Consider the following 21,375-nt stretch of genomic DNA (forward strand, 5'->3'; position numbering starts at 1 on the left):
TTCAGGCCGCCCCCGCCGGATCGCCGATCGGCATCAGCGCGGGCTTCGTCGCCTGCTCGCGCTTGATCTTCTCGTCTTCCGTTTCCGGTTTCGTGTCGGTCTCGACCTCGCGGTTGTCGGGAGAGGAGGGCTTTGGCGTATTGTGTGCGTCGGTCTTCGTCATGGCCGTTTCCTTAAAAATTCAGGAATTGCTCGGGATCACGGCGCGCACGCATCAGGAGATCGAGCTCCCGTTTCGAGGGGCCGAATTTTTCGAAGAGCCGCTTGGCCTCCTGCGCGGGCAGGTCATAGGCCGCACGGAAGGTATCGATTGTGTAGCGCTCCCCCGAAAGCCTGCGGTGTTCGGGAAAAAGCTTGGACTGTTCCGTCATGTGCGATCACGCCCAATCATCATGGTACGGACCTTGAACCGGCAGGAGCCTCGATTGTTCCTGCCGGCCGATGGAAAAAATCAGGCGGTCTTGCAGAACTCTCTCAGCGCATGGGCGGCGGCCAGCATGTCGAAGGTGCGGTCCTCGCTGACCGGCTCGGCGTCCGTCGAGAGCTTGATCATCGCGAATTCCGCTTCCGGGTCCATGTAGAGATATTGGCCGAAAATGCCGAAGCACATGAAGACCGGGCTATCGGGCGCCTCGATCCAGAACTGGTTGTGATAGGCGCCGTTCGGAAGAGCGCCTTGGCGTTCGTTGCCGAAGACCTCGTGGTCGGCGGACGCATTGAAGCTGTCGATCCAGGCCTTCGGCACGATCTGCCTGCCATGTGCCTTGCCGCCGTTGAGGAGCAGCAGGGCGAAGCGGGCGAAATCGCGCAGCGTGGCATTGAAGCCGCCGTCGGCCAGCGCATAGCCGCCGCGGTCGAGCGTGATATAGGCGTCGTCCTCGGCGCCCATCGGCACCCACAGTTCCTCGCTGATCAGGTCGGCGAGGTGTTTTCCCGTCACGCGCTGCATGATGAAGGCGAGCACGTCCGTTTCGATGGAGCGGTACTGGAACAGCTGGCCGTGCGGGCGCTCCTGCTCGGTGAGCTGAAGGATCAGCTGCCAGACGGTCATCGGCCAGGTCGGCTCGGTCGCGTCGAACCAGCCGCAGGCCTGGCCGAGCTTCTGCATATGCGAGCCCGGCGTGGTGTAGGATTCATCGAACAGTACGCCGCTCGTCATGTCGAGCACATGCTGCACCTTGGCGCCGCGATAGCCGGTCGCCTCTAGCTCCGGCAGATAGTGCGTCACCGGTGCTTCCGGGTCGATGAGGCCGCGCTCCACGAGGATGCCGAAGACCGCCGAGGTGACGGATTTCGAGACCGACATGGCGAGGTGCTGGCGGTACGGCTTCAGGCCGTTCATGTAGCGCTCGTCGATGACAGCGCCGCGCGACAGGACGAGGAAACCGTCCGTCGCGCATTCCTCCAGCCATTGCGGAATGGTTCTGCGGCCGGCGCGGGCCTCGAAGCTGACGCCGTCGATGTCGCGCTTGCGCTCGGGCAGCGGCAGGACGGGGCCGGGTCCGCGCCAGATCTGGGCGGTCGGCACCATCTCACGCACATGCTGGAAGGTCCAGCGGTGATAGGGCGGAAAATCCCATTCGCCGCGCGGAATGATCGGGGCGCCGGGGTTCTTCGGGTCGCGCCGCCACGGCTGGGTCGTGCTGTTCATAAAGGTCTCCAAAAATCACGTGCTGAAAATCAGCCGGCCACGAGGTCCGGCAGGCGATGGATCGAGGCGACGAACTGTTGCGTATAGGCCTCGCGCGGATTGCTCAGCACATCCGCTGCCGGGCCGTGTTCGACGATCTTGCCGGAACGGAAGACATAGACGCGCTGGCAGAAGGAGCTGACCACCGACAGGTCGTGCGAGATGTAGAGCAACGTCAGCTTGCGCTCGCGCTGGAGGCGGGCGAGCAGATCGAGGATCTGCGCCTGCGTCGTCACGTCGAGCGCCGAGGTGATCTCGTCGGCGATCAGGATTTCCGGCTTGAGCGCAAGCGCACGGGCAATGCCGACGCGCTGGCACTGGCCGCCGGAGAGCTGGCCCGGCCGGCGGCTGCCGAATTCACGCTTCATCTCCACCATGTCGAGCAGCTTTTCCGCTTCCTTGAGGGCGGTCGCGCGGTCGGCGAGCAGGTGGCGCCAGATCGGTTCGGCGATCGTTTCCAGCGCGGTCATGCGCGGATTGAGGGAATCATAGGGGTTCTGGAACACCATCTGCACCCGGCGGCGGAAGGCGAGCAGGGCAGCGCCCGCGAGGTCGGCGAGCGGCCGCCCCTCCAGCGTCACGCCGCCCTCCGTCGCCCTGTTCTGCAGGATGATGGTGCGGGCGAGCGTGCTCTTGCCCGAACCGCTTTCGCCGACGATGCCGACGGTCTCGCCGGCCTTGACGGTGAGGTCGATGCCGTCGAGCGCCCTGAACGGTTCCGGCTGGCGGCGTTGCAGCACGTCGATGATGTCGCGCTTGACCGGGAAATGGACCTTCAGGTCCTTCACCTCCAGCAATGGCGCCTCGGCCGCCGCACCGCTCCAGCCGCTGGTCAGCGATTTCCGGCCCGGCTGCGAATTGACGAGCAGGCGCGTATAGGGGTGCTTCGGGTCCGTCACCACTTGCCGCGCTTCGCCTTCCTCGACGATCTCGCCGTGGCGCATGACGACGATGCGCGAGCAGATATCGGCGAGCACGCCGAGATCGTGCGAGACGAAGGCGATGGCGAGGCCGCGCTGCCGGTTGAGGTCCTTCAGCAATTCGAGGATCTTTTGCTGCACCGTCACGTCGAGTGCGGTCGTCGGCTCGTCGGCGATCAGCAGGCGTGGGGCGCAACTGATGGCGGCGGCGATCATCACGCGCTGCTTCATGCCGCCCGAAAGCTCATGCGGATAGGATTTCGCGCGCATCGCCGGTTCGCGGATGCCGACATCCTCCAGGAGAGCTACCGCCTTATCCCAGGCGGCAGAGCGAGAGAGGCCGAGATGGCGGATCATCGGCTGGGCGATCTGGCTTCCGACCGTCTGCAACGGATTGAGATGCGACGACGGGTTCTGGAAGATCATCGAGAGGTCGCGGCCGCGCAATGCGGACCATTCGGCCGGGGCGAGGCCGGTGAGCGGCTTGCCGTCGAGACGGATCTCGCCGCTGACGCTGCCGGTCGGCGGCAGGAGGCCGAGGGCGGCGCGGCAGATGGTGGATTTGCCCGAGCCACTTTCGCCGGCAATGCCGACGATTTCGCCGTGCGCGACGCGGAAGGAGACGTTCTTGACCACCGGCGCCTTGCCGAAGGAAACGCAGACGTTGGAGATATCGAGCAGGGGATGGGTCATGCGGCGGCTCGCTGACGGCTGAGATGGCCGAGGCCATCGCCGAGGAAGATGAGGCCGAGGCCGAGGCTGATGGCGGCAAGGCCGGGGAAGGTACAAATCCACCAGGCCTGGCGCAGGAAACGCGTGCCGTCGGAGATCATCACGCCCCATTCGGAGAGCGGCGGCTGCGCGCCCATGCCGAGGAAGCCGAAGCTCGCACCGGCGAGCATGACGAGCACGGCGTCGCTCACCGCATAGGCGACGACGGGGCCGAAGGCATTGGGCAGCACATGGCGGAACAGCGTGACGCGGTCGGAAAAGCCGAGGCATTTCGCGGCCTGCACATATTCGCTGCCGCGCACGGCCATCACTTCGGCGCGCACCAACCGCGCATAGGTGATCCAGGCGACGAAGGCGAGCGCGATGAAGAAGTTGACGAGACCCGGGCCGAGCACGCCGACAATGGCGAGAACCAGCACGAAGAAGGGGAAGGCGGCGGTCAGGTCGTAGAGGCGCATCAGGACGGTATCGATGAAGCCGCCGTAATAGCCGCTGACCAGGCCGATCGTCGTGCCGATGACGAGTGGCGGCAGGACTCCGGCCAGGCACATCAGGAGATCGATCCGCGCGGCATGGAGCACGCGCGAAAAGACGTCGCGACCGACCTGGTCGGTGCCGAACCAGTGCTCGGCGCTCGGGCCTTGCAGGGCGTGCACGATATCCACGGCATTCGGGTCGTAAGGCGCGATCCATGGCGCGAAGACGGCGATGAGGACCCAGAGGCCGACGAGGCTGCCGGCGACGACGAGGCTGAGTGGCAGCGGCGCACGTTCGGGAGCGGAGGTGGTGGCATCGAGGGACATGATTATTCCTAAAGGCGGGCGCGCGGATCGATCGCCGCGGAGAGGAGGTCGACGAGGAAGGTCACGGTCACGGTGGCGGCGGCGAACATCACCGTCAGGCCCTGGATGACGTGGTAGTCGCGGGCCAGCAGCGCGTTGATCATCAGGGTGCCGAGGCCGGGCACGGCATAGACCGTCTCCACCACGATGGTGCCGCCGATCAGGAAGGCGACGATGACGCCGAAGAGATTGAGCGTCGGCAGGATGGCGTTGGGCAGCACGGTGCGCCAGAAGATCTCGCTTTCGCTCGCCCCTTGCGCGCGGGCGGCGGTGACGAAATCAGCGGCCGATTTCTCGATAAGCGCGGCGCGCAGGGACTGTACCAGCACGGGCACGATCCAGATCGCCGTCGAGAGCGCCGGCAGGAAGAGGTGGTGCAGGTGGCCGGTGAAGGATTTGCCATAGCCGGAGACCGGGAACCAGCCGAGGCTGACGCCGAAGAAGCGCGACATCATGATGCCGAGCCAGAAGACCGGGATCGCCATGCCGGCGACGCCGATCAGCCGGATGATCTGGTCCGTCAGGCTGCCGGGCTTGCGGGCACTGGCGATGGCAAGCGCGATGGACGGTGGCACGGCAAGCACGATGACATAGCCGGTGAGGAACAGTGTCGGCCAGAGATACTGGCCGATGAGTTCGGCGACGGGGCGCTTGTAGCGAAGGGAATCACCGATGTCTCCGCTGAGGAGATTGCCGGCATAGATCAAGAACTGCTGCCATAGCGGCTTGTCGAGGCCGAGGCTCTGGCGGATGGCTTCGAGCGTTTCGGGCTTGGCGCGGTCGCCGGCAATCATCCGCGCCGGATCGCCCGGCACCATGTGCACCAGAAGAAAGGTGACGAGCGTGATGCCGATGAGCACGAAGACGAGCTGCAGGATGCGGCGCAGGATCATGTGCATGAAAAGGTCCCCGGATGCGGAAAAAAGGCGCGACGTCATCAGACGCCGCGCCAGCCTGGGAGGGATTATTCCTCGATGGTCATGTCCTCAAGCGTCCACTGCATGGCAGGGGTGAGCTTGAGGTTCTTGAGGCGGGTCGAATAGGCGACGGCGAAGGGCGCGTCGAAGAGCGGGATCTGGGCGACCTCGTCCGTCGCGATCTTGGCGATCTCGCGGTAGATTTCGGCGCGCTTGGCCTCATCCGTCTCGCGCGAGCCTTCCTCGGTCAGCTTGTTGACGCGGTCGTTGTTGTAGAAGGTGTTGAAGGCGTGCGAATCGCAGGCGCCGCAGATGGCCCAGCGCACGGCGGTGTCGGGGTCCGTCAGCTCGTTCGTCCACCAGGTCGGCGTCGCGTCATAGGCGGCGGTCGCCGTGTCCGACCACCAGGTGGCGACGTCCACATTGACGATGACGGGCTTGAGGCCGATCGCTTCCAGCTGCGCCTGCATAAAGAGCGCGATCTGCTGCGTCGCCTGGCCTGCGGTGACCGGGATCTTCACTTCCTTGCCGGCCATGCCGGATTCGGTGATCAGCTGCTTGGCCTTCTCCATATCGGGCGCGAAAGCGGCATAGTCCTTGTCGTGATAGTCGAGACCTGAGGGCAGCACCGTGTTGGCGGGGTTGGCGAGGCCGGTCGTGACGATCCCCGTGATCGCCTTCTTGTCCAGCGCGTAGGCGGCGGCCTGACGCGCCTTCATGTCGGAGAAGGGCGCGCGGCTGTTGTTGAGCAGGATCGTGTAGATGACATGCGAATCCTCCATGCGCATGTCGAGGCCTTCGGTCGCCGCAAGATCGGCGGCCTGCGACCACTCGATTTCGCGCATCACGTCCACTTCGCCCGATTTCAGCATGGCGGCGGCGGTTTCCGGCTCGGCGACCTCGACGAGTTCCACCGTCGCGTCCGACTTCGGATAGCCCGTGCGCCAATAGTTGGTATTCGGCGCCAGAACCAGCTTTTCGCCCGGCTTCCATTCCTTGACGGCATAGGGGCCTGAGGTGACGGGCACATCGGCGAAGGCCTGCTCGCCGCGCTTTTCGACGTCCGTCTTGGAGACGATGCCGGCATTCCACATCTCGAACTGGCCGAGCTGCGAGACCAGCGGGTTCTTGAGCTTCACGACGACGGTCTTGGGGTCCGTCACGGTAAAGGATTCCACCGCGCCGAAGGTCGAGGGCAGGGCGGATTGCGGGTCGGAGCGCACGCGCTCGAAGGAGAAGACGACGTCGTCGGCGGTGATCGGCGAGCCGTCGGAGAATTTGGCCTCGCGCAGGTGCAGCGTATAGGTCAGGCGATCGTCGGAAAGCTCCCACTTTTCGGCTAGGCCCGGTTCCAGCTCGCCGGTTTCCGTGTTGCGGTGCAGGACGCGGGCATAAAGCTGGCCGAAGGTCTCGATATTGCCGGCGGCCGCCGAGCGCGACGGGTCGAGCGTCGTCGCCGGATAGGGCGATGCGATGCGCACCAGCGCCTCGGCGTGCGCGGCAGCGCTCATGCCCATCGTCGCGATACTAAGGGCGACGGAGGCCGCCAGCACAAGCTTGCTCAGTTTTCTCATGGTTTCTCCCCTTTATGGACGGCGGCACTCCCCGGCCGATGCGTCCTTCGAGGGGATTTTGTGATCTCAGATCACGCTCGTGTCAATGTAGATTTCGTGATTTGTGATCACAAAATTCCGAACAAAACAAAAGGGCACTGCCTACCGAATCGCAAAATTTCTGAAAATTCAGGAGGTTCCGGCCCGATTCCACGAGGCGGGTCCGGCGGGAAAACTGGCGCTGAAAAAAGACCGTTTCAGGCGCGCAGGATATCGCCCGTCAGCTTGGCGCGGCGTGTGAGATAGCCGGCAAGCGGGTCGTCGAAGGCGTTGTCCGCCGAGCAGACGGCATCGAGGAACAGCGAAAACAGCGAGGCCTGCGAGGTGACGTCGAGCTTCGCATAGAGATTGCGGCGATGCAGTTTCACCGTCGCGGGTGCGATGCCGAGCTTGATCGCCGCCTCCTTGACCGAATGACCGCGCAGGATGAGCTGCACCACCTGGCATTCCCGGCCCGTGAGCACGCTGCGCCCGAAATTGCGCACGGCCTGCGCCAGCGCGCTTTGCAAGAGCGGCTCACCCTCCTGGCTGTCGGGACGAAGATCCCGATAGTGCCGCACGATGGCCTTCACGAGCAGCGGCGTTGCGGTGCGCAGGAATTTCAGGTCCTCACCGGTGAAGGCGGGGCGGGTGCTGCGGCGGGCGAGCGAGATGGCGAACTTGGTCTCCGCATCGAGGCTGACGAGCACGTTGATCTCGTCGTGCAGGCCCGAATACTGGTAGAATTCGCGGTAATAATCGCTGTCGCCGAAGCCGGCGTCGATCTGGCTCAACTGGTGCACGCCGTCGATCGTGTCCTCGAGCGTCAGCCGGTAGAAGGGGTCCATCCGGTAGTAACCCTGCAGGTATTGCTGGATGTTGGACATGCCGCGGTCGGTGCGCCAGTCGTTGAACAGGATTTTCGGCGCAAAGCCCTTGCGGTACAGCAGCACGAGACTGGCATCGAAGGCGACGCGTTCTTTCAGGGCGTTCATGATGCGCTCCTGGAAATCCAGCCGGCCTATGCCCTCCAGCAATGCCATGGCGAGATCCGCGATGGCTGCGACCTGCCCGTCCTCACCCTGCAATTCGCTTGTCATCTCTTCCCCGCAGCCGATCCCGGTATTCGTGTTCTTGCCCGCAATTCTATGCGTGAAGCTTGCGTTTGTCTCGCGCCATCAAGAAATCCAGCCAACCCCATTGCGTGATCTGAGATCACAGTATAGCGTCGAAGTGCCTGCGGGGAAGCTGCCTCCCGCAGGCATTCGCATGCCTGTTGCGGGGATGAAGCGTCGATATTCCGGGGGATGTCGGCCCGCTCCGGGGCGGCGAAGGGGTGGTGTCGGAAAACGCCTTGCATGAGGGGCCGGTAGAGCCGGGCGGAATGTCCTGCGGGTCTTTCGAGTTTCGCATGGAAACTTGCTTCGGTGATGCTGGCGGGCATACCGGGCGGGCGAACCGGCTCCACCCTTAGCAGCGGGAGAGAAAGGACAGAGCATGGTCGCCACGAGCGCCTTCGAACAGAGATACGGTTTTGTCCGCGATGCGGTGCGGCTCGGCAACTGGCGGCTGGCGCCGTTCAGCGCCTGGGCCTACCAGAATGTCGGCGAACTCGTGCCGAGCGCCCATGTCTGGGGCGGCTCTGGTGGGGACGAGACCCCGGAGGATGCCTCCGCGCTCGTTGCCGAGACCGTATCGCTGCCTGATGGCGACGAGAAGATGGCGGATTTCCTCGCCCGCTCCCATGCGGATGCCCTGACCGTCATGAAATCGGGAAAGTTCGTCGCCGACTGGTCCGCGCCGACCATGGATTTCGGCAATCGCCACATCGCCTTCTCGATCAGCAAGTCGATCGTCGCGGTCGTCGCCGGTGCCTTGCAGGCGGACGGCCTGCTCGATCCGGAGGCGCCGGTGACGCGCTATGTGTCGGAGGCCGCCGGCTCGGCCTATGGCGATGCGACGGTGCAGCATGTGCTCGACATGGCCGTCGCCATCGATATCGACGAGGCCTATCTCGACCCGAACAGCCCGTTTGCGCGCTATCGCAAGGCCATGCTGTGGAATCCGGGCGGCGGGGACGAGGGGCTGCGCGATTTCCTCTGCACGATCCAGCGGCTGCCGGGCGAGCACGGCGAGATTTTCCGCTACCGCTCGCCGAACACCGACATGCTCGGCATCATCCTGGAGCGCGCCTCCGGCCGCCGCCTGCCCGATCTGCTGCGGGAAAAAGTCTTCGCGCCGCTCGGTGCGCGCGGTGCCGTCGCTATCACCGTCGATCGTGAGGGCAGCTGCCGCGCCTCGGCCGGCATCTCGCTCACCCCGCGCGACCTTGCCCGCTTCGGCGAGATGATGCGCCAGGGCGGCGTGGCAAACGGCAACCGCCTCGTGCCCGAGGCCTGGGTGGCCGATACGATCGGCGGCGGCAGCAAGGATGCCTGGGACAGGAGCGATTTCGTCACCCTCTTCCCGAAGGGCCGCTACCGCAACAAATGGTACCAGACGGGCGAGGGCGCCTATTGCGGCATCGGCATTCACGGCCAGTGGCTCTATGTCGATCCGGCGACGGAGGTCGTCATCGTGCGCATGTCCTCGCAGCCCGACCCGGTGACCGATCCGTTCGACCGCGACAACATCGCCTTCCTCGCGCAATTGTCCCGCATGGTTTGATAACGGCACGCCCGCGCCGGCCACAGGGCTTGCGCGGGCGCCGGCAAATCTCCTACCAAGGGCAATTCCAGCAAGACGCGGCGCGGATTTCGAGGGGCGGACATGGCGAAGAAGGCGACGAGCATCACGGCGATCGAGGCCCCCGTGCCGATGCACGAGCAGGTCTACCAGCAGATCGTGCATGCGCTGATGGCCGGTCATTTCGAGCCGGGGCAGAAGCTGACCTATCGCAAGGTCGCCGAACAGTTCGGCACCAGCCCGATGCCGGTGCGCACCGCCTTCCAGCGATTGCAGGCCGTGCGGGCGCTGAACCTGCTGCCGAATGGCAGCGTGGAGGTGCCGCTCCTGACGGTCGCCGCCTTCAACAGCCTGACGGAAGCGCGCATCGCCATCGAAAGCACGGCGGCGGAACTCGCCACGCCGCGCCTCAACGGCAACAGCCTGCGCACCGTGCGCCACCACTGCAAGGCGCGCACCGAAGCGGCCAAGGCGGGCGATATCGACCGCTATCTCGAAGCCAATTTCGATTTCAAATTCGCGATCTACCAGCACTGCGGCAACGAATATCTGCTGTACATCATCGAAATTCTCTGGCTCCAGGCCGGCCCCTTCCTGCGCAAGCTGGTGGAGGGCACGACATTTACGCCGACCGAGGCGCTCGACGTCGATTTCCATGAGCGCATCATGGATGCACTGGAGGCCAAGGATGCCGCCCGTGCGCGGGACGCCGTGGCGCACGATATTCGCGAAGCCGGGCAGTTCATGCTGAGACACGCAAAGTTCATGGCTGGCTGAGCCGACCTCTCAGTGCAGCGGAAAGCCCAGTGCCGAGACGAATTTCAGCCAGGGCAGCCGCCATCCGCCCTTGGCATCCGCCGTATCAAGCGCATTCATGGTGATCTGCGCGCCGAGCCAGCGGAACGGCTCCGGCGGCACGATGGACGGCAGCTGTGTTGCGAATTCCAGCCTGCTTTCCCGCAGCGTCGAGCCGGCGAGAATGTCGAGCGCGACGCGGGCGCCAAAGCGCGAGGCGGAGACGCCGAAGCCGGAATAGCCGCCGGCATAGACGACCTTGCCGTCGAAATAGCGCTGGAAATGCACGGCCATGCGGGTGGAAAGGTCGATGGCGCCGCTCCAGGCGTGGCTGAAGCGCAGGCCTTCGAGCTGCGGGAAGGTATTGAAGAAGGCGCTAGCGAGCGGCGCATAGGTGTCGTGTGCGCGGTCGACCGCGGGCGACGTGTCGCCGTTGAAGGCATAGGCGAGACGACCGCCGAAGATAATGCGGTTGTCCTTGGTGAGCCGCATATAGTTCATCTGCGTGCGCATGTCGTAGATGCCCTGCCGGTTGCCCCAGCCGATGGCGGCCATCTGGGCATCGGACAAGGGTTCGGTGGCGAGCACCCGGTCGCGGATCGGCACGATGCGGCGCTTGATGTGCTTGTGGCCGGCCATGAAGGCATTGGTGGCGAGCAGCACGCGGCCGGCGGTGACGGAGCCGTGCGGCGTCCTCACACGCATCTTGCCGCCGGTCTCCTCGATGGTTTCGAGCGGCGTGCTTTCGTAGATTTCGACGCCGAGTTCCAGCGCCAGCCGTTTCAGGCCCCAGGCGAGCAGGGCGGGATGCACGGTGCCGGCGACGTCTTTCGTCCAGACGCCGGCCTTGTAGCGCGGCGAGCGGATATGGTCGGCAAGCGCCGACTGGTCGAGGAAGACGGCATTGTGCCCGTATTTCAGATGCAGCGCGTGTTCGTCGCGCAGGCTGTCGATCTGGCTGTCGTCGATGGCGACGTTGAGTTCGCCGCCCCATTCGGCATGGCAGTCGATGCCGTTGTCGGCGATCGTCTGCATGAAGCCGTGCATGTTCTCCTTGCCGAGCACTTCCAGCGCGGCGATATCCTTGGGGAAGATACGGGCGGCATTGGACAGGCCATGCATGACCGAGGTGGAGACGACACCGCCGGGCCGGCCGGACGCGCCGCTGGCGACGCTTGCCTTCTCGATCAGGATGACGGTGCTTTCAGGTTTTGCCTGGCGGGCCTGGATGGCGGCCCACAGGCCGGTAAAGCCGCCGCCGACCACGAGCAGGTCGGCATTGCGCGGGGCGGTGAGGGGAGGCAGCGTTTCCGGCCGGTCGGGTCGATCCAGCCAGAAGGGTTCCATTTTCACGTCGGCGAGCGCTTTCGATGTCATGGTCTGTCCTCCCCGTCTAATGCTTACTTGGCCGTCTGGAGGACGTAGATCTTGCGCATGGTTTCCAGCACCTCGAAGCGCACTTCGGTGGCCGGCGGCAGGATGTAGCTTTCGCCGGGACCGAAGGTCTCGACGGAGCCGTCCGGATTGGTCAGTGCGACCTTGCCCGAGACGATGACGGCATATTCGGTGCCGTTGGGATAGACGAGCATTTCGGCATAGGGCGTGCACTGCCAGGTGCCGATGACGAGCGAGCCGTCGGCGCTTTCGAAATGCACGTCGCCTATCTCTTCGGCAAAGCCGGAGAGAATGGCTTCCGCGGGGACGACGCTGCACTTTTCGAGCGCGTTGAGACCAACGCCGTCGCGGCCGAGCTTGATGACTTTCGACATGAATTCCTACCTTTGTTGAAGCATTTTCCCGCTTTCGCAGGGCATGTCCGTATTTGGCGCGCGGCCAAAAACTGCGGAATACGCCAAATGGGTAGGTGATCGGAGAGCGCCAGGACGGGGCCCAAAACCACGACGGGGCCGGAACATTCGCGTTCCAGCCCCGCCCTCCGGGAGAATTTTCGGGTCTATCCAGCGCGATGGCGGCGTGCTCTTGGGCCATGGACCGCAAGTTTGCCGCGATAGAGCTTCATGGCCTCGTTCACTGCGCTTGTGATCGTAATTGTATACTATAGATTTTTCAATTGTATCTTTTATTCGTCGGTCAATGTGGCGGCACCTTTCCGCACGGCCTCGTAACGGTACCGAAGGCTGAAAGCGGCACCTTTTGATGCAATTCCGTCATGTGATGATGTCGATTGCCCACGATTCTTTGTGCGAAATGACGAAGATTTTATATACGTATCTGTTGCTGTTGGATTTTTAGCATTGTACACAATTCAGGCGATCCGGGAGATCGCAATGTTGGCCGGGGTGCTGCTGGAGGGCGGTGCCATCGGCTCAACCAACACCCAATGGGAGGGGAAGCATGAAACAGGCAATTCTTTCGATCTTTGCTGCCGCACTCGGCTTGGCAGCTGCCGGCTCGGCCTCGGCCGCAACCACGCTCGAAACCGTGAAGGCGCGCGGCAAGCTCGTCTGCGGCGTTTCGCTGGCGACGCCGGGCTTTGCCGCCCCCGACGATAAGGGCCGGATGCAGGGCTTCGACGCCGACATCTGCCGCTCGATCGCGGCTGCCGTCTTCGGCGATGGCGACAAGGTCGAATTCGTCCCGACCAACATCAACACGCGCTTCCAGGCGCTGCAGTCCGGCGAGATCGACGTTCTCTCGCGCCAGACGACGCACACCTTCTCGCGCGACGCCTCGCTCGGTCTCGATTTCGGTCCGACGGTGTTTTATGACGGCCAGGGCCTGATGGTGCCGAAGTCGCTCGGCGTCACCGGCGCCAAAGAGCTGACGGAAGCCGCGATCTGCACCCTGCCGGGCACCACGACGGCGCAGAACATTTCCGACTTCTTCGCCGCCATCAAGGGCAAGTTCGAGCTGGTCGTCTTCGAAAGCCCGGACGAAAACCGCGCCGCGTTCTTCTCCGGCCGCTGCGAAGCGATCACCTCGGATCGTTCCGACCTTGCCTCTATCCGCGCCGTCGCCAACAACCCGGACGACTACGTCGTCCTGCCCGACACGATTTCCAAGGAGCCGCTGGCGCCGGCCTTCCGCCAGAACGATTCCCAGTGGGGCGACATCGTTTCCTGGTCGGTCTGGATGCTGATGGCCGCCGAAGAGAAGGGCATCACCCAGGCGAATGTCGACGAGAAGCTGAAGAGCGAGGATCCGGACGTGCAGCGCATGCTCGGCGCCACCGAAGAACTCGGCAAGATGCTCGGCCTCGACAACAAGTGGGGCTACAATGTCATCAAGAGCGTCGGCAATTACGGCGAAGTCTTCGAGCGCAATGTCGGCCAGGGCACGAAGCTCGGCATGACGCGCGGCCCGAACTCGCTGTGGAACGCCGGTGGCCTGATCTACTCGCCGCCGATCCGTTGATCGCTTTCCTTTTCTAAGCGATCGCCCGGGCGCGCGCATAGCGGTGCGCGCGCCCTCTTCACTTCCTGACATGGCGGCGAGGTTTCATGGCTTTCCTGCATGACATGCGCTTTCGCGCCTATTTTTATCAGATCGTCGCGATCGGTTTCGTGGCGCTCGTCGGCTGGACGATGTTTTCGACGGCGAGCGGCAACCTCGCCAAGCAGAATATCGCGACCGGCTTCGATTTCCTGACGCGGCCGGCCGGCTTCGTCATCACGGAATCGGCCATCGCCTTCGAGCAGACCGATACGGTCGGCCGGGCGATCCTCGTCGGCATCGCCAACACGGTGAAGGTCTCGTTGCTGGCGGCGATCTTCGGCACGGTGCTCGGCCTCGGCGTGGGCATTGCACGGCTCTCGCACAATCCGCTGCTGGCACGGCTCGCGCTCGTCTATGTCGAGCTTTTGCGCAACGTGCCGCTGCTGCTCTATCTGTTTCTGTGGTATTCGCTGATCATCCTGATCCTGCCGCCGGTCAAGCAGGCGCTGAACCTGCTGCCGGGCGTTTATCTTTCCAACAGCGGCCTCGTCGTGCCGGCAGCGCTTGTCGAAAGCGGCGGGCTGGCGCTTCTTGCCTCCCTGCTGGGCGGTGCCGTCGCGGCCCTCGTCATCCGCATCGTCTCGACCCGCCGCCGCGTGACGACCGGGCAATCCAACCATGGCGGGCTCATCGCGCTGGCCGTGATCGTTCTGCCTGCGCTGCTGCTGTGGCTGGCAAATGGCGTTGCCGTGACATGGGATTTTCCGACCGCCGGCAAATTCCGCCTGACGGGCGGGCTGCATGTGCGGCCGGAATTCGTGGCGCTGCTCTTCGGCCTAGCGCTCAGCGTTTCGGCCAATGTCGCGGAAATCGTGCGCGCCGGCATCCAGGCCGTCAACAAGGGGCAGTGGGAAGCGTCTGCCGCGCTTGGGATTTCGCGCGGCAAGGCCATGCGGCTCGTCGTGCTGCCGCAGGCGCTGCGCATCATCATCCCGCCGCTCACCAACACCTATCTTACCGTGTTCAAGAACAGTTCGCTGGCCATTGCCATCGGCTATCCGGATCTCGTCATGGTCTCCAACACCGTGATGAACCAGACCGGCCAGGCCATTGAAACGATTGCGATCTTTATGGGTGTCTATCTCGGCCTGTCGATCACCATCTCGCTTGTGATGAACTGGTACAATGCGCATGTCGCGCTGAGTGAGCGTTGAGATGACCGACGTTCAAACCCTGGTCCTCGCCCCGCCGCAGCCGGCCCCGACCGCCGCGCGTTTGAGCAAACTCTCCGCCTATTTCGGAACGCCCGGCAACACCGTCATCAGCGTCGCCTCGATCGTCGCGATCCTGTTTGTCGCCAAGCTCGCGATCGGCTGGCTGTTCATCGACGCCGTGTTTTCCGGCAGCGGCGAGGCCTGCAAACTGGCGAGCGGCGCCTGCTGGCCCTTCGTGGCGCAAAAAATGCGCTACATGCTGTTCGGCTTCTACCCCTATGAGGAGCAATGGCGGCCGCTCTCGGCATTGCTTCTCCTCTTCGGCGCCTGCCTGTTCTCCATGATGCCGCGCTTCTGGAGCCGGGGGCTGCTCATCGCCTGGATCGTCGTCATCTTGCCGCTGCTCTACATCCTCATGGCCGGCGGTGTGTTCGGCCTGACGCCGGTCGCGACGTCGAACTGGGGCGGCCTGCCGCTGTCTTTCATGCTCTCCTTCGTCGGGCTGACGCTTGCGCTGCCGCTCGGTATCGTACTGGCTCTGGCGCGTGCCTCCAATCTGCCGGCGATCCGGGTGCTGGCCGTCGGCTTTATCGAGATCGTGCGCGGCGTTCCGCTGATCAGCATCCTCTTCATGGCGACGGTCATGCTGCCGCTCTTCATGCCCGATGGCGTGACGATCGACAAACTGCTGCGTGCCCAGGTGGCGATCATCCTCTTCGCCTCGGCCTATATCGCCGAGATCGTGCGCGGCGGCCTGCAGGACGTGCCGGCGGGGCAGGTCGAGGCCGGCAAATCGCTCGGCCTGCATTACTGGCAGGTCATGCGCAAGATCGTGCTGCCGCAAGCGCTGAAGAAGGTCATTCCGCCGATGGTCGGTCTGTTCATCGGCTTCTTCCAGGATACGACGCTCGTCACCATCGTCGGTCTCGTCGATTTCCTTGATACGGTGCGCTCCGCCATCCGCGATCCGGAATGGCAGGGCATCGCGGTGCTCGAAGGTTATCTCGTCGCCGCCGCCGTCTATTTCACCTTCAGTGCCCTGATGGGCGCCTATAGCCGTTTCCTCGAAAAACATTTGAGGACGACCCATGCCTGACATTACCGTCATCCGAAACGCCCACACCGTCGTCGCCTTCAACGCGGCAACCGGCGGCCATGCCTATCTCAACGATGCCGACGTCGCCTTCGACGACAGCGGCTTCCTGCATGTCGGCGGCCGTTACGACGGCCCGTTCAAGCACGAGATTTCCGGCCGCGACCGCATGGTCCTGCCGGGCTTCGTCAATGTGCACTGCCATTCCGGCGAGGAGCCCATTTCGAAAAGCCTGTTCGAGGACCAGGGCACGGCGGCCCTCTGGGGGCAGGCGATGTACGAATATTCGACGCTGATCGAGATCAGCGACGATGCTGTGCAGGCGGCGCTGACCGTGATGCTCGGCGATCTCCTGCGCAGCGGCGTCACCACCTTCGTCGATATTGCCGGTCCGCATGACTGCTGGCTGCCGACCTTGGCGCAGAGCGGTGCGCGCGCCTATGTCGCGCCCGGTTTCCGCGAGGCGGCCTGGCATGTCGAGGGTAGCCATCGTCTCGATTTCCGTTGGGATGCCGCGCGGGGCCGTGAGGCCTTTGCGCGCGCGCTGGAAACGGTCGATGCGGCTGAGGCTCACCCGTCCGGCCGGCTCGGCGGCATCGTCGCCCCCGCGCAGGTCGAGACCTGCTCGCCGGAGCTTTTGCAGGAGGCGGCCCAGGCCGCGCGCGACCGCACGGTGCCGATCACCATCCATGCCGCCCAGACCATGGCCGAGCATGAGGAACTGCTGCGCCGCCACGGCCTGACCGCCGTGCGCTATCTCGAAACGCTCGGCGTTCTCGGCCCGGATCTCATCCTCGGCCACTGCATCTTCATCGACAGTCACGCCTGGACACGCCAGCGCACGGCCGAGGATTTCGAGCGTCTCGCGGCCAGCCGGACCAGCGTCGCCCATTGCCCCGTCACCTTCGCGCGCAGCGGCATGGTGCTGCAATCGGTCGGCCGCTATCGCAAGAGCGGCGTCAACGTGGCGCTGGGCACCGACAGCTACCCGTTCAACATGCTGGAAGAGATGCGCACGGCGCTGATCAATGCGCGCATCGCCGGCGGCACGGTGTTCGACGTTTCGACGGCGGATATTTTCGACGTGGCGACGCTTGCCGGTGCGAGGGCGCTCGGCCGCAGCGATATCGGCCGCATCGCCAAGGGCGCGAAAGCGGATTTCTCGCTGGTCGATCTCAAGCATCCCGGCATGCAGCCGGTCTACGATCCCCTGCGCAATCTGCTGCATTGCGCCGCGGAGCGTGCGGTGGCGGCCGTCTATGTCGATGGTGCCTGCGTGATGGAAAACGACCGGCCGACGCGGGTGGATTACGACGGCGCTCTGAGGGAATTGCAGGCGGTGCAGGATTTTGCGGTGCGCCGTTTGCAGGCGAACGATCCGCGCGGTCGCCCGGCTTGCGAGCTCGCGCCGCTCTCGCTGCCGGTATTGCCGCATCCGTGATGCTGCGGATCGCCAAGGGAGGAGGGACATCCTATGATGGCGTCCCCGATCCCTGAGCCGGCTTCACTTTCGATGCATCGACGCCTGACCTTCCTCCGTTCCCCCGCCGCCCTTGCCGGCGTCTGGCTGCTGCTCGTCGCTGCCTTCGGGCTCATGTCGGCTATAAGCCACCGGCAGGCGCTGGAGCAGGAGGTGTCGGAAAGCGGTCGCGCGCTGCAACGGGCGATCTCTCAGCGCGTTGCCCAGCATGATGCGCATCTGACGAGCCTCAGCGCGCTCGGTCTCGCCCGGGCGCAGCCGTCTGAGGATTTCGGCCCTGTCGCGGGGTCGATCCTGCGCTTTTATCCGCGCATCGTTGCGATCGATCTTATCAGTGTGCGTGCGGCCGAAGAGGCCGGCGTGGTGAGCTCGGCGACATCCGCGGATGGCACGACGGCCGACCCCTTGCAGGTCTTCAAGGCGGTGGAAAAGCTGCCGCCCGGCAAGGCGGTCTATGGCCCGGATGCCAAGCCCGGCCATTATCGCCTGATGAAGCGCATGGACGACGAATTGGCCGTCAGCCTGGATATCGACGGGGCACGGCTCGTCGAGGGCGAGGAACTGCCGCGCTGGGCCTTGCTGAAGCTTTCGACGGCGGCGGGGCCGCTGCTGGAAACAGGCACTACCCCACCCGCCGAAACGTCTTTCCTGGCCCGGACAGTCAGTTTTGACGCGCCGATCGCCAGCGCCACGCAACCTCTAAGGCTGTCCTTGCAGCGGCATGTCACGCTGGCTCAGCTTCTGCCGCCGCTGCCCTTGGCGCTCTTCGCGGCCGTGTCGCTGGCCGGCCTCGTGCTCGTGCGTTCGCTGCTGCGCCATCGTCACGAGGCGGCCGTCGCCCGCGAGGCGGCAGAGGCGGCGTCGCGGCGCGAGGCGCTGCGCCAGCACGAGACGAAGCTGGCCCATGCGCTGCGCATCAACAGCATGGGCGAGATGGCCTCCGGCATCGCCCATGAACTCACCCAGCCGCTGACGGCGCTGCTCAGCCAGAGCCAGGCCGGGCGGCGCATCGCGGCGGCGAACGGCCTTGCGGATACGCCGATCGACACGGTGCTGGCCGCCAATGTGCAGCAGGCCAAGCGCGCCGCCGATATTCTGGTACGGCTGCGCGCCTATGTCGGCAAGAGCGCGCCGGAGGCCGGCGTGCACGATCTGTGCCGGCACCTTGCCGATATCGTCGCGCTGTCGCGCATCGATCTCGACCGGCGCGGTATCACGCTCGATATCGATCTGCCGGATGCGCCGGCCCTGGCGCGTGTCGATCCCGTCGAGATCGAGCAGGTCATCCACAACCTCATCCGCAACGCCGCCGATGCGGTGGAGCAGGCGGGGCGAGGGGACGGGCGGGTACTGGTGTCACTGAAAGCCGCAGGCGGAAACTACGAGATCACCGTCTCGGACAACGGCACCGGCATTCCGCCGGATATTCTGCCACGGCTGTTCGAGCCGTTCTTCTCCAGCAAGGCAGACGGCATGGGTCTTGGCCTCAGCCTGTGCGAAAGCATCGTCGAACGTTTCGACGGCGGCATTTCGGGAGAGAACGACCCGAAGGGCGGCGCGGTCTTCACCGTGCGCCTGCCGGCCGCGCAGGAAACCACAGGACGAGAGGAAGCAGCGGAATGACGATGGCGCCGGTCTATCTGGTCGATGACGACGAGGGCGTGCGCAGCGCCCTTTCGCTGTTGCTCGGCACCTATGGCATCCGCATCGAGACGTTCGGCGATCCGACCGCCTTTCTGGCGCGGGCGCCGAAATTGAAGCCGGGCGTGCTGATGCTCGACCTGCGCATGCCCGCCATCACCGGCCTGCAACTGCATGAGAAGCTTCGCGCCATCGGCTGCGACTGGCCGACGATCATCTGCACCGGCCATGGCGACGTGCATGCCTGCCGCCGGGCCTTCAAGGCCGGCGTGGTGGATTTCCTGACGAAGCCGATCGACGAGCAGGTGCTAATCGAGGCCCTGCAGCAGGCCTCCGGTGCGCTTGATGCGCGGGCGGAGAAGGCGGAAGCCGCACAGCTTGTCGCGCAGCTGACCGATCGCGAGCGCGAGGTGCTCGACATGGTGGGCCGCGGCTGGTCGACCAAGGAGATCGCGGAGGCTCTGCAACTGTCGCCCCGCACGGTCGATACGCATCGCGCCAATATCGCCCAGAAACTCGGCACGACGTCGGTCGCGGAGTTCGCGCGCCTGTCGCTGATCGGCCAGGCTCCGTAGTCCTACGGACCCCGCTCCGTCCGTCCACCGATACCGCAAAAGGCGGAAATCTCCGAAAAGAGGACGTCGCCGCCAACGAGACCTGAGCGGCCCCAGATGGAGATACTCATGAAGACGTTCGTAGCCGCTGCCTTTGCCGCCCTGACGCTTGCTGGCGCCGCCCAGGCCGAAATCCTCACCGAGCGCAACATGCCGCTCGACATCGCCGTCGAAGCTGCCGATGCCGCCGTCAAGGCCTGCGCCGCCAAGAAGTTCAACGTCACGGTTGCCGTCGTCGACCGCGCCGGTCTGACCCGCGTCGTCCTGCGCGCCGACCGCGCCGGCCCGCACACGCTCGACAGCGCCGTCCGCAAGGCCTACACCGCCGCTTCCTTCCGCACGCCGACCCAGAAGATCGCCGAAAACGTCGGCAAGAACCCGGCGGCTGCCCAGCTCGTTTCGATCGACAAGCTGCTGGTTCTCGCCGGCGGTGTTCCGGTCAAGGCCGGTGAAGAAACGATCGGCGCCATCGGCGTCGGCGGCGCTCCGAGCGGTGATATCGACGACGAATGCGCACGCGCCGGCATCGAAGCCGTCAGCGCCAAGCTGAAGTAATCGCGGATTTTAATCGAGAGCCCTGGTTTCCGTTGGAAGCCGGGGCTTTCATGCCGTCCGGAAGAGGGCGTTGAAGTCGACGCGGGTTGGTTGTTCCTCGAGGTCGATCTGTGCCTCGATGTGGCGCAGGTGATGGTCCATCAGGCTTGCTGCGCGTTTGGCGTCTCTGCGCTTCAGCGCATCGATGATTTCGGCATGTTCGCCATGCGAGCAGGGCACGGCGCCGGGGGATTCGTAGAGCGCGATGATCAGCGATGTGCGCGAGACGAGTTCCTGTACGAAATCGCGCATCACCACGTTGCCGGCCATGTTGGCCAGTTCGAGGTGGAAATCGCCTGACAGTTGGACGCGGCGCTTCTTGTCGTTGCGCGCCACGGCGTCGGCTTCGTCTTCCACCATGCCGGCCAGCTGGCGAATGTTGTCTTCCGTGACCGTCAGCGCCAGCTTTTCGATCAGCAGGCATTCGATGCCGCGCCGCGCTTCAAAGACCTGCCGCGCCTCCTCGATGGACGGCCGCGCCACGAAGGCACCCTTGTTGGGAATAAGCTCGACCAGCTTCTCATGGGCAAGCCGTTGCAGCACCTTGCGGATGATGGTGCGCGAAACGCCGAAGGCGCCCGCCAGCGCGTCTTCCTGCAACGGGGTTGCGGGGCGCAGGCGATGGTTGATGATGGCGCCGTAGATCTCGCCATGGATATGCGCGTCGGTCGGGCCTGTCCGCTTTCTGGACTTCGTGGCCGCAGCGTGCACGCCGGCCGTTGTTTTCGACGCCTGGTCCATCATCTCTCCCTCGATCGGCGGTCGCTCCGCCCGACCGTTCCATCGCCGTTTTTTCCGTTCATTCCCCGGGCACAGTCCGACGGGAATGAGTACTTGCGCCGAGCAATACAAGATGGTGGACGTGATCCGCAACACACCGCGCCAGCGCTGTATACCAAATTCCGGAAATTTGCGGGTGTTCTGGTTTGGAATGCGGGATTTTACCGCTGATGTGACGCCGAATCCGGCCCCGTTTCACAATTCGCCAGGAGGCCCATGGGGCGAGCGCTTCCAGCGGAGGTTTCACGCGCCTTCGCCTGGAGATGCGCAGGAATGCCGTTCGTCGGCTGTCGTGCCGGTCACATGCAGGCTATAATGGAATATCGCTTGCATTTTGCCAAGGTCTCGCTGATGATTTTGTGTACAATAATTACTATATTTGTATGAAGA

20 protein-coding genes are annotated in these 21,375 nt (G+C 64.4%); 9 read left to right on the plus strand and 11 right to left on the minus strand.

Going from position 1 to position 21,375, the window contains the following annotated elements:
• Position 1: 1 nt before the first annotated feature.
• From AC27VQ_RS13635 to AC27VQ_RS13670, 8 genes are all read right to left on the minus strand, one after another.
• Positions 2-163 (minus strand): hypothetical protein, encoded by a 162-nt coding sequence (locus tag AC27VQ_RS13635; protein WP_313531432.1) that lies wholly within the window; start codon positions 161-163, stop codon positions 2-4.
• Between the two features lie 10 nt (positions 164-173).
• Complete coding sequence (locus AC27VQ_RS13640) at positions 174-371, minus strand: hypothetical protein (RefSeq protein WP_488716679.1); 198 nt, start codon at positions 369-371, stop codon at positions 174-176.
• A gap of 80 nt (positions 372-451) precedes the next feature.
• Positions 452-1,651, minus strand: coding sequence for a serine hydrolase domain-containing protein (locus AC27VQ_RS13645; RefSeq protein WP_488716680.1), 1,200 nt, complete (start codon positions 1,649-1,651; stop codon positions 452-454).
• Between the two features lie 29 nt (positions 1,652-1,680).
• Positions 1,681-3,303, minus strand: a complete 1,623-nt coding sequence (locus tag AC27VQ_RS13650) for a dipeptide ABC transporter ATP-binding protein (RefSeq protein WP_488716681.1) — start codon at positions 3,301-3,303, stop codon at positions 1,681-1,683.
• On the minus strand, positions 3,300-4,145 hold the full coding sequence (locus AC27VQ_RS13655; RefSeq protein WP_488716682.1) for an ABC transporter permease: 846 nt from the start codon (positions 4,143-4,145) through the stop codon (positions 3,300-3,302). Before AC27VQ_RS13655 ends, AC27VQ_RS13650 begins: the two co-directional genes overlap by 4 nt.
• A gap of 8 nt (positions 4,146-4,153) precedes the next feature.
• Entirely contained in the window at positions 4,154-5,083 is a 930-nt protein-coding gene (locus AC27VQ_RS13660; protein WP_488716683.1) for an ABC transporter permease, read from the minus strand.
• A 65-nt stretch (positions 5,084-5,148) separates the two neighbouring features.
• Positions 5,149-6,675, minus strand: coding sequence for an ABC transporter substrate-binding protein (locus AC27VQ_RS13665; protein WP_488716684.1), 1,527 nt, complete (start codon positions 6,673-6,675; stop codon positions 5,149-5,151).
• Between the two features lie 236 nt (positions 6,676-6,911).
• The gene (locus AC27VQ_RS13670; protein WP_488716685.1) at positions 6,912-7,793 is read right to left on the minus strand and encodes a helix-turn-helix transcriptional regulator; all 882 of its coding nucleotides are present in this window, start codon (positions 7,791-7,793) and stop codon (positions 6,912-6,914) included.
• A 397-nt stretch (positions 7,794-8,190) separates the two neighbouring features.
• Between AC27VQ_RS13670 and AC27VQ_RS13675 the strand changes: the two genes are divergently transcribed.
• Complete coding sequence (locus AC27VQ_RS13675; protein ID WP_488716686.1) at positions 8,191-9,360, plus strand: serine hydrolase domain-containing protein; 1,170 nt, start codon at positions 8,191-8,193, stop codon at positions 9,358-9,360.
• 102 nt (positions 9,361-9,462) lie between these two features.
• Positions 9,463-10,155, plus strand: coding sequence for a GntR family transcriptional regulator (locus AC27VQ_RS13680; RefSeq protein ID WP_488716687.1), 693 nt, complete (start codon positions 9,463-9,465; stop codon positions 10,153-10,155).
• 9 nt (positions 10,156-10,164) lie between these two features.
• On the opposite strand, the gene AC27VQ_RS13685 is transcribed toward AC27VQ_RS13680, so the two are convergent.
• Both AC27VQ_RS13685 and AC27VQ_RS13690 read right to left on the minus strand, forming a co-directional pair.
• Positions 10,165-11,550 carry an NAD(P)/FAD-dependent oxidoreductase gene (locus AC27VQ_RS13685; protein WP_488716688.1) on the minus strand — a complete coding sequence of 462 codons (1,386 nt, stop codon included), beginning with the start codon at positions 11,548-11,550 and terminating at the stop codon, positions 10,165-10,167.
• 23 nt (positions 11,551-11,573) lie between these two features.
• Positions 11,574-11,942, minus strand: coding sequence for a cupin domain-containing protein (locus AC27VQ_RS13690; RefSeq protein WP_488716689.1), 369 nt, complete (start codon positions 11,940-11,942; stop codon positions 11,574-11,576).
• 586 nt (positions 11,943-12,528) lie between these two features.
• Between AC27VQ_RS13690 and AC27VQ_RS13695 the strand changes: the two genes are divergently transcribed.
• The 7 genes from AC27VQ_RS13695 to AC27VQ_RS13725 all read left to right on the plus strand — a co-directional run bounded on the left by AC27VQ_RS13695 (position 12,529) and on the right by AC27VQ_RS13725 (position 20,166).
• The gene (locus tag AC27VQ_RS13695; RefSeq protein WP_488716690.1) at positions 12,529-13,548 is read left to right on the plus strand and encodes an amino acid ABC transporter substrate-binding protein; all 1,020 of its coding nucleotides are present in this window, start codon (positions 12,529-12,531) and stop codon (positions 13,546-13,548) included.
• Positions 13,549-13,634: 86 nt separating this feature from the next.
• Positions 13,635-14,783, plus strand: coding sequence for an amino acid ABC transporter permease (locus tag AC27VQ_RS13700; RefSeq protein ID WP_488716691.1), 1,149 nt, complete (start codon positions 13,635-13,637; stop codon positions 14,781-14,783).
• A gap of 1 nt (position 14,784) precedes the next feature.
• On the plus strand, positions 14,785-15,879 hold the full coding sequence (locus tag AC27VQ_RS13705; RefSeq protein WP_488716692.1) for an amino acid ABC transporter permease: 1,095 nt from the start codon (positions 14,785-14,787) through the stop codon (positions 15,877-15,879).
• Complete coding sequence (locus AC27VQ_RS13710) at positions 15,872-17,317, plus strand: amidohydrolase family protein (protein ID WP_488716693.1); 1,446 nt, start codon at positions 15,872-15,874, stop codon at positions 17,315-17,317. The genes AC27VQ_RS13705 and AC27VQ_RS13710 overlap by 8 nt, the downstream gene beginning before the upstream one ends.
• 33 nt (positions 17,318-17,350) lie before the next feature.
• On the plus strand, positions 17,351-18,979 hold the full coding sequence (locus tag AC27VQ_RS13715) for a sensor histidine kinase (RefSeq protein ID WP_488716694.1): 1,629 nt from the start codon (positions 17,351-17,353) through the stop codon (positions 18,977-18,979).
• Positions 18,976-19,572, plus strand: coding sequence for a response regulator transcription factor (locus AC27VQ_RS13720; RefSeq protein ID WP_488716695.1), 597 nt, complete (start codon positions 18,976-18,978; stop codon positions 19,570-19,572). Before AC27VQ_RS13715 ends, AC27VQ_RS13720 begins: the two co-directional genes overlap by 4 nt.
• A gap of 108 nt (positions 19,573-19,680) precedes the next feature.
• Positions 19,681-20,166: a GlcG/HbpS family heme-binding protein gene (locus AC27VQ_RS13725; RefSeq protein ID WP_313532522.1), complete on the plus strand. Its 486-nt coding sequence runs from the start codon at positions 19,681-19,683 to the stop codon at positions 20,164-20,166.
• A gap of 48 nt (positions 20,167-20,214) precedes the next feature.
• On the opposite strand, the gene AC27VQ_RS13730 is transcribed toward AC27VQ_RS13725, so the two are convergent.
• Positions 20,215-20,949 carry a GntR family transcriptional regulator gene (locus tag AC27VQ_RS13730; RefSeq protein ID WP_488716696.1) on the minus strand — a complete coding sequence of 245 codons (735 nt, stop codon included), beginning with the start codon at positions 20,947-20,949 and terminating at the stop codon, positions 20,215-20,217.
• Positions 20,950-21,375 lie beyond the last annotated feature (426 nt).

It is taken from the genome of Shinella sp. 20P9.1.1 (assembly GCF_057798995.1).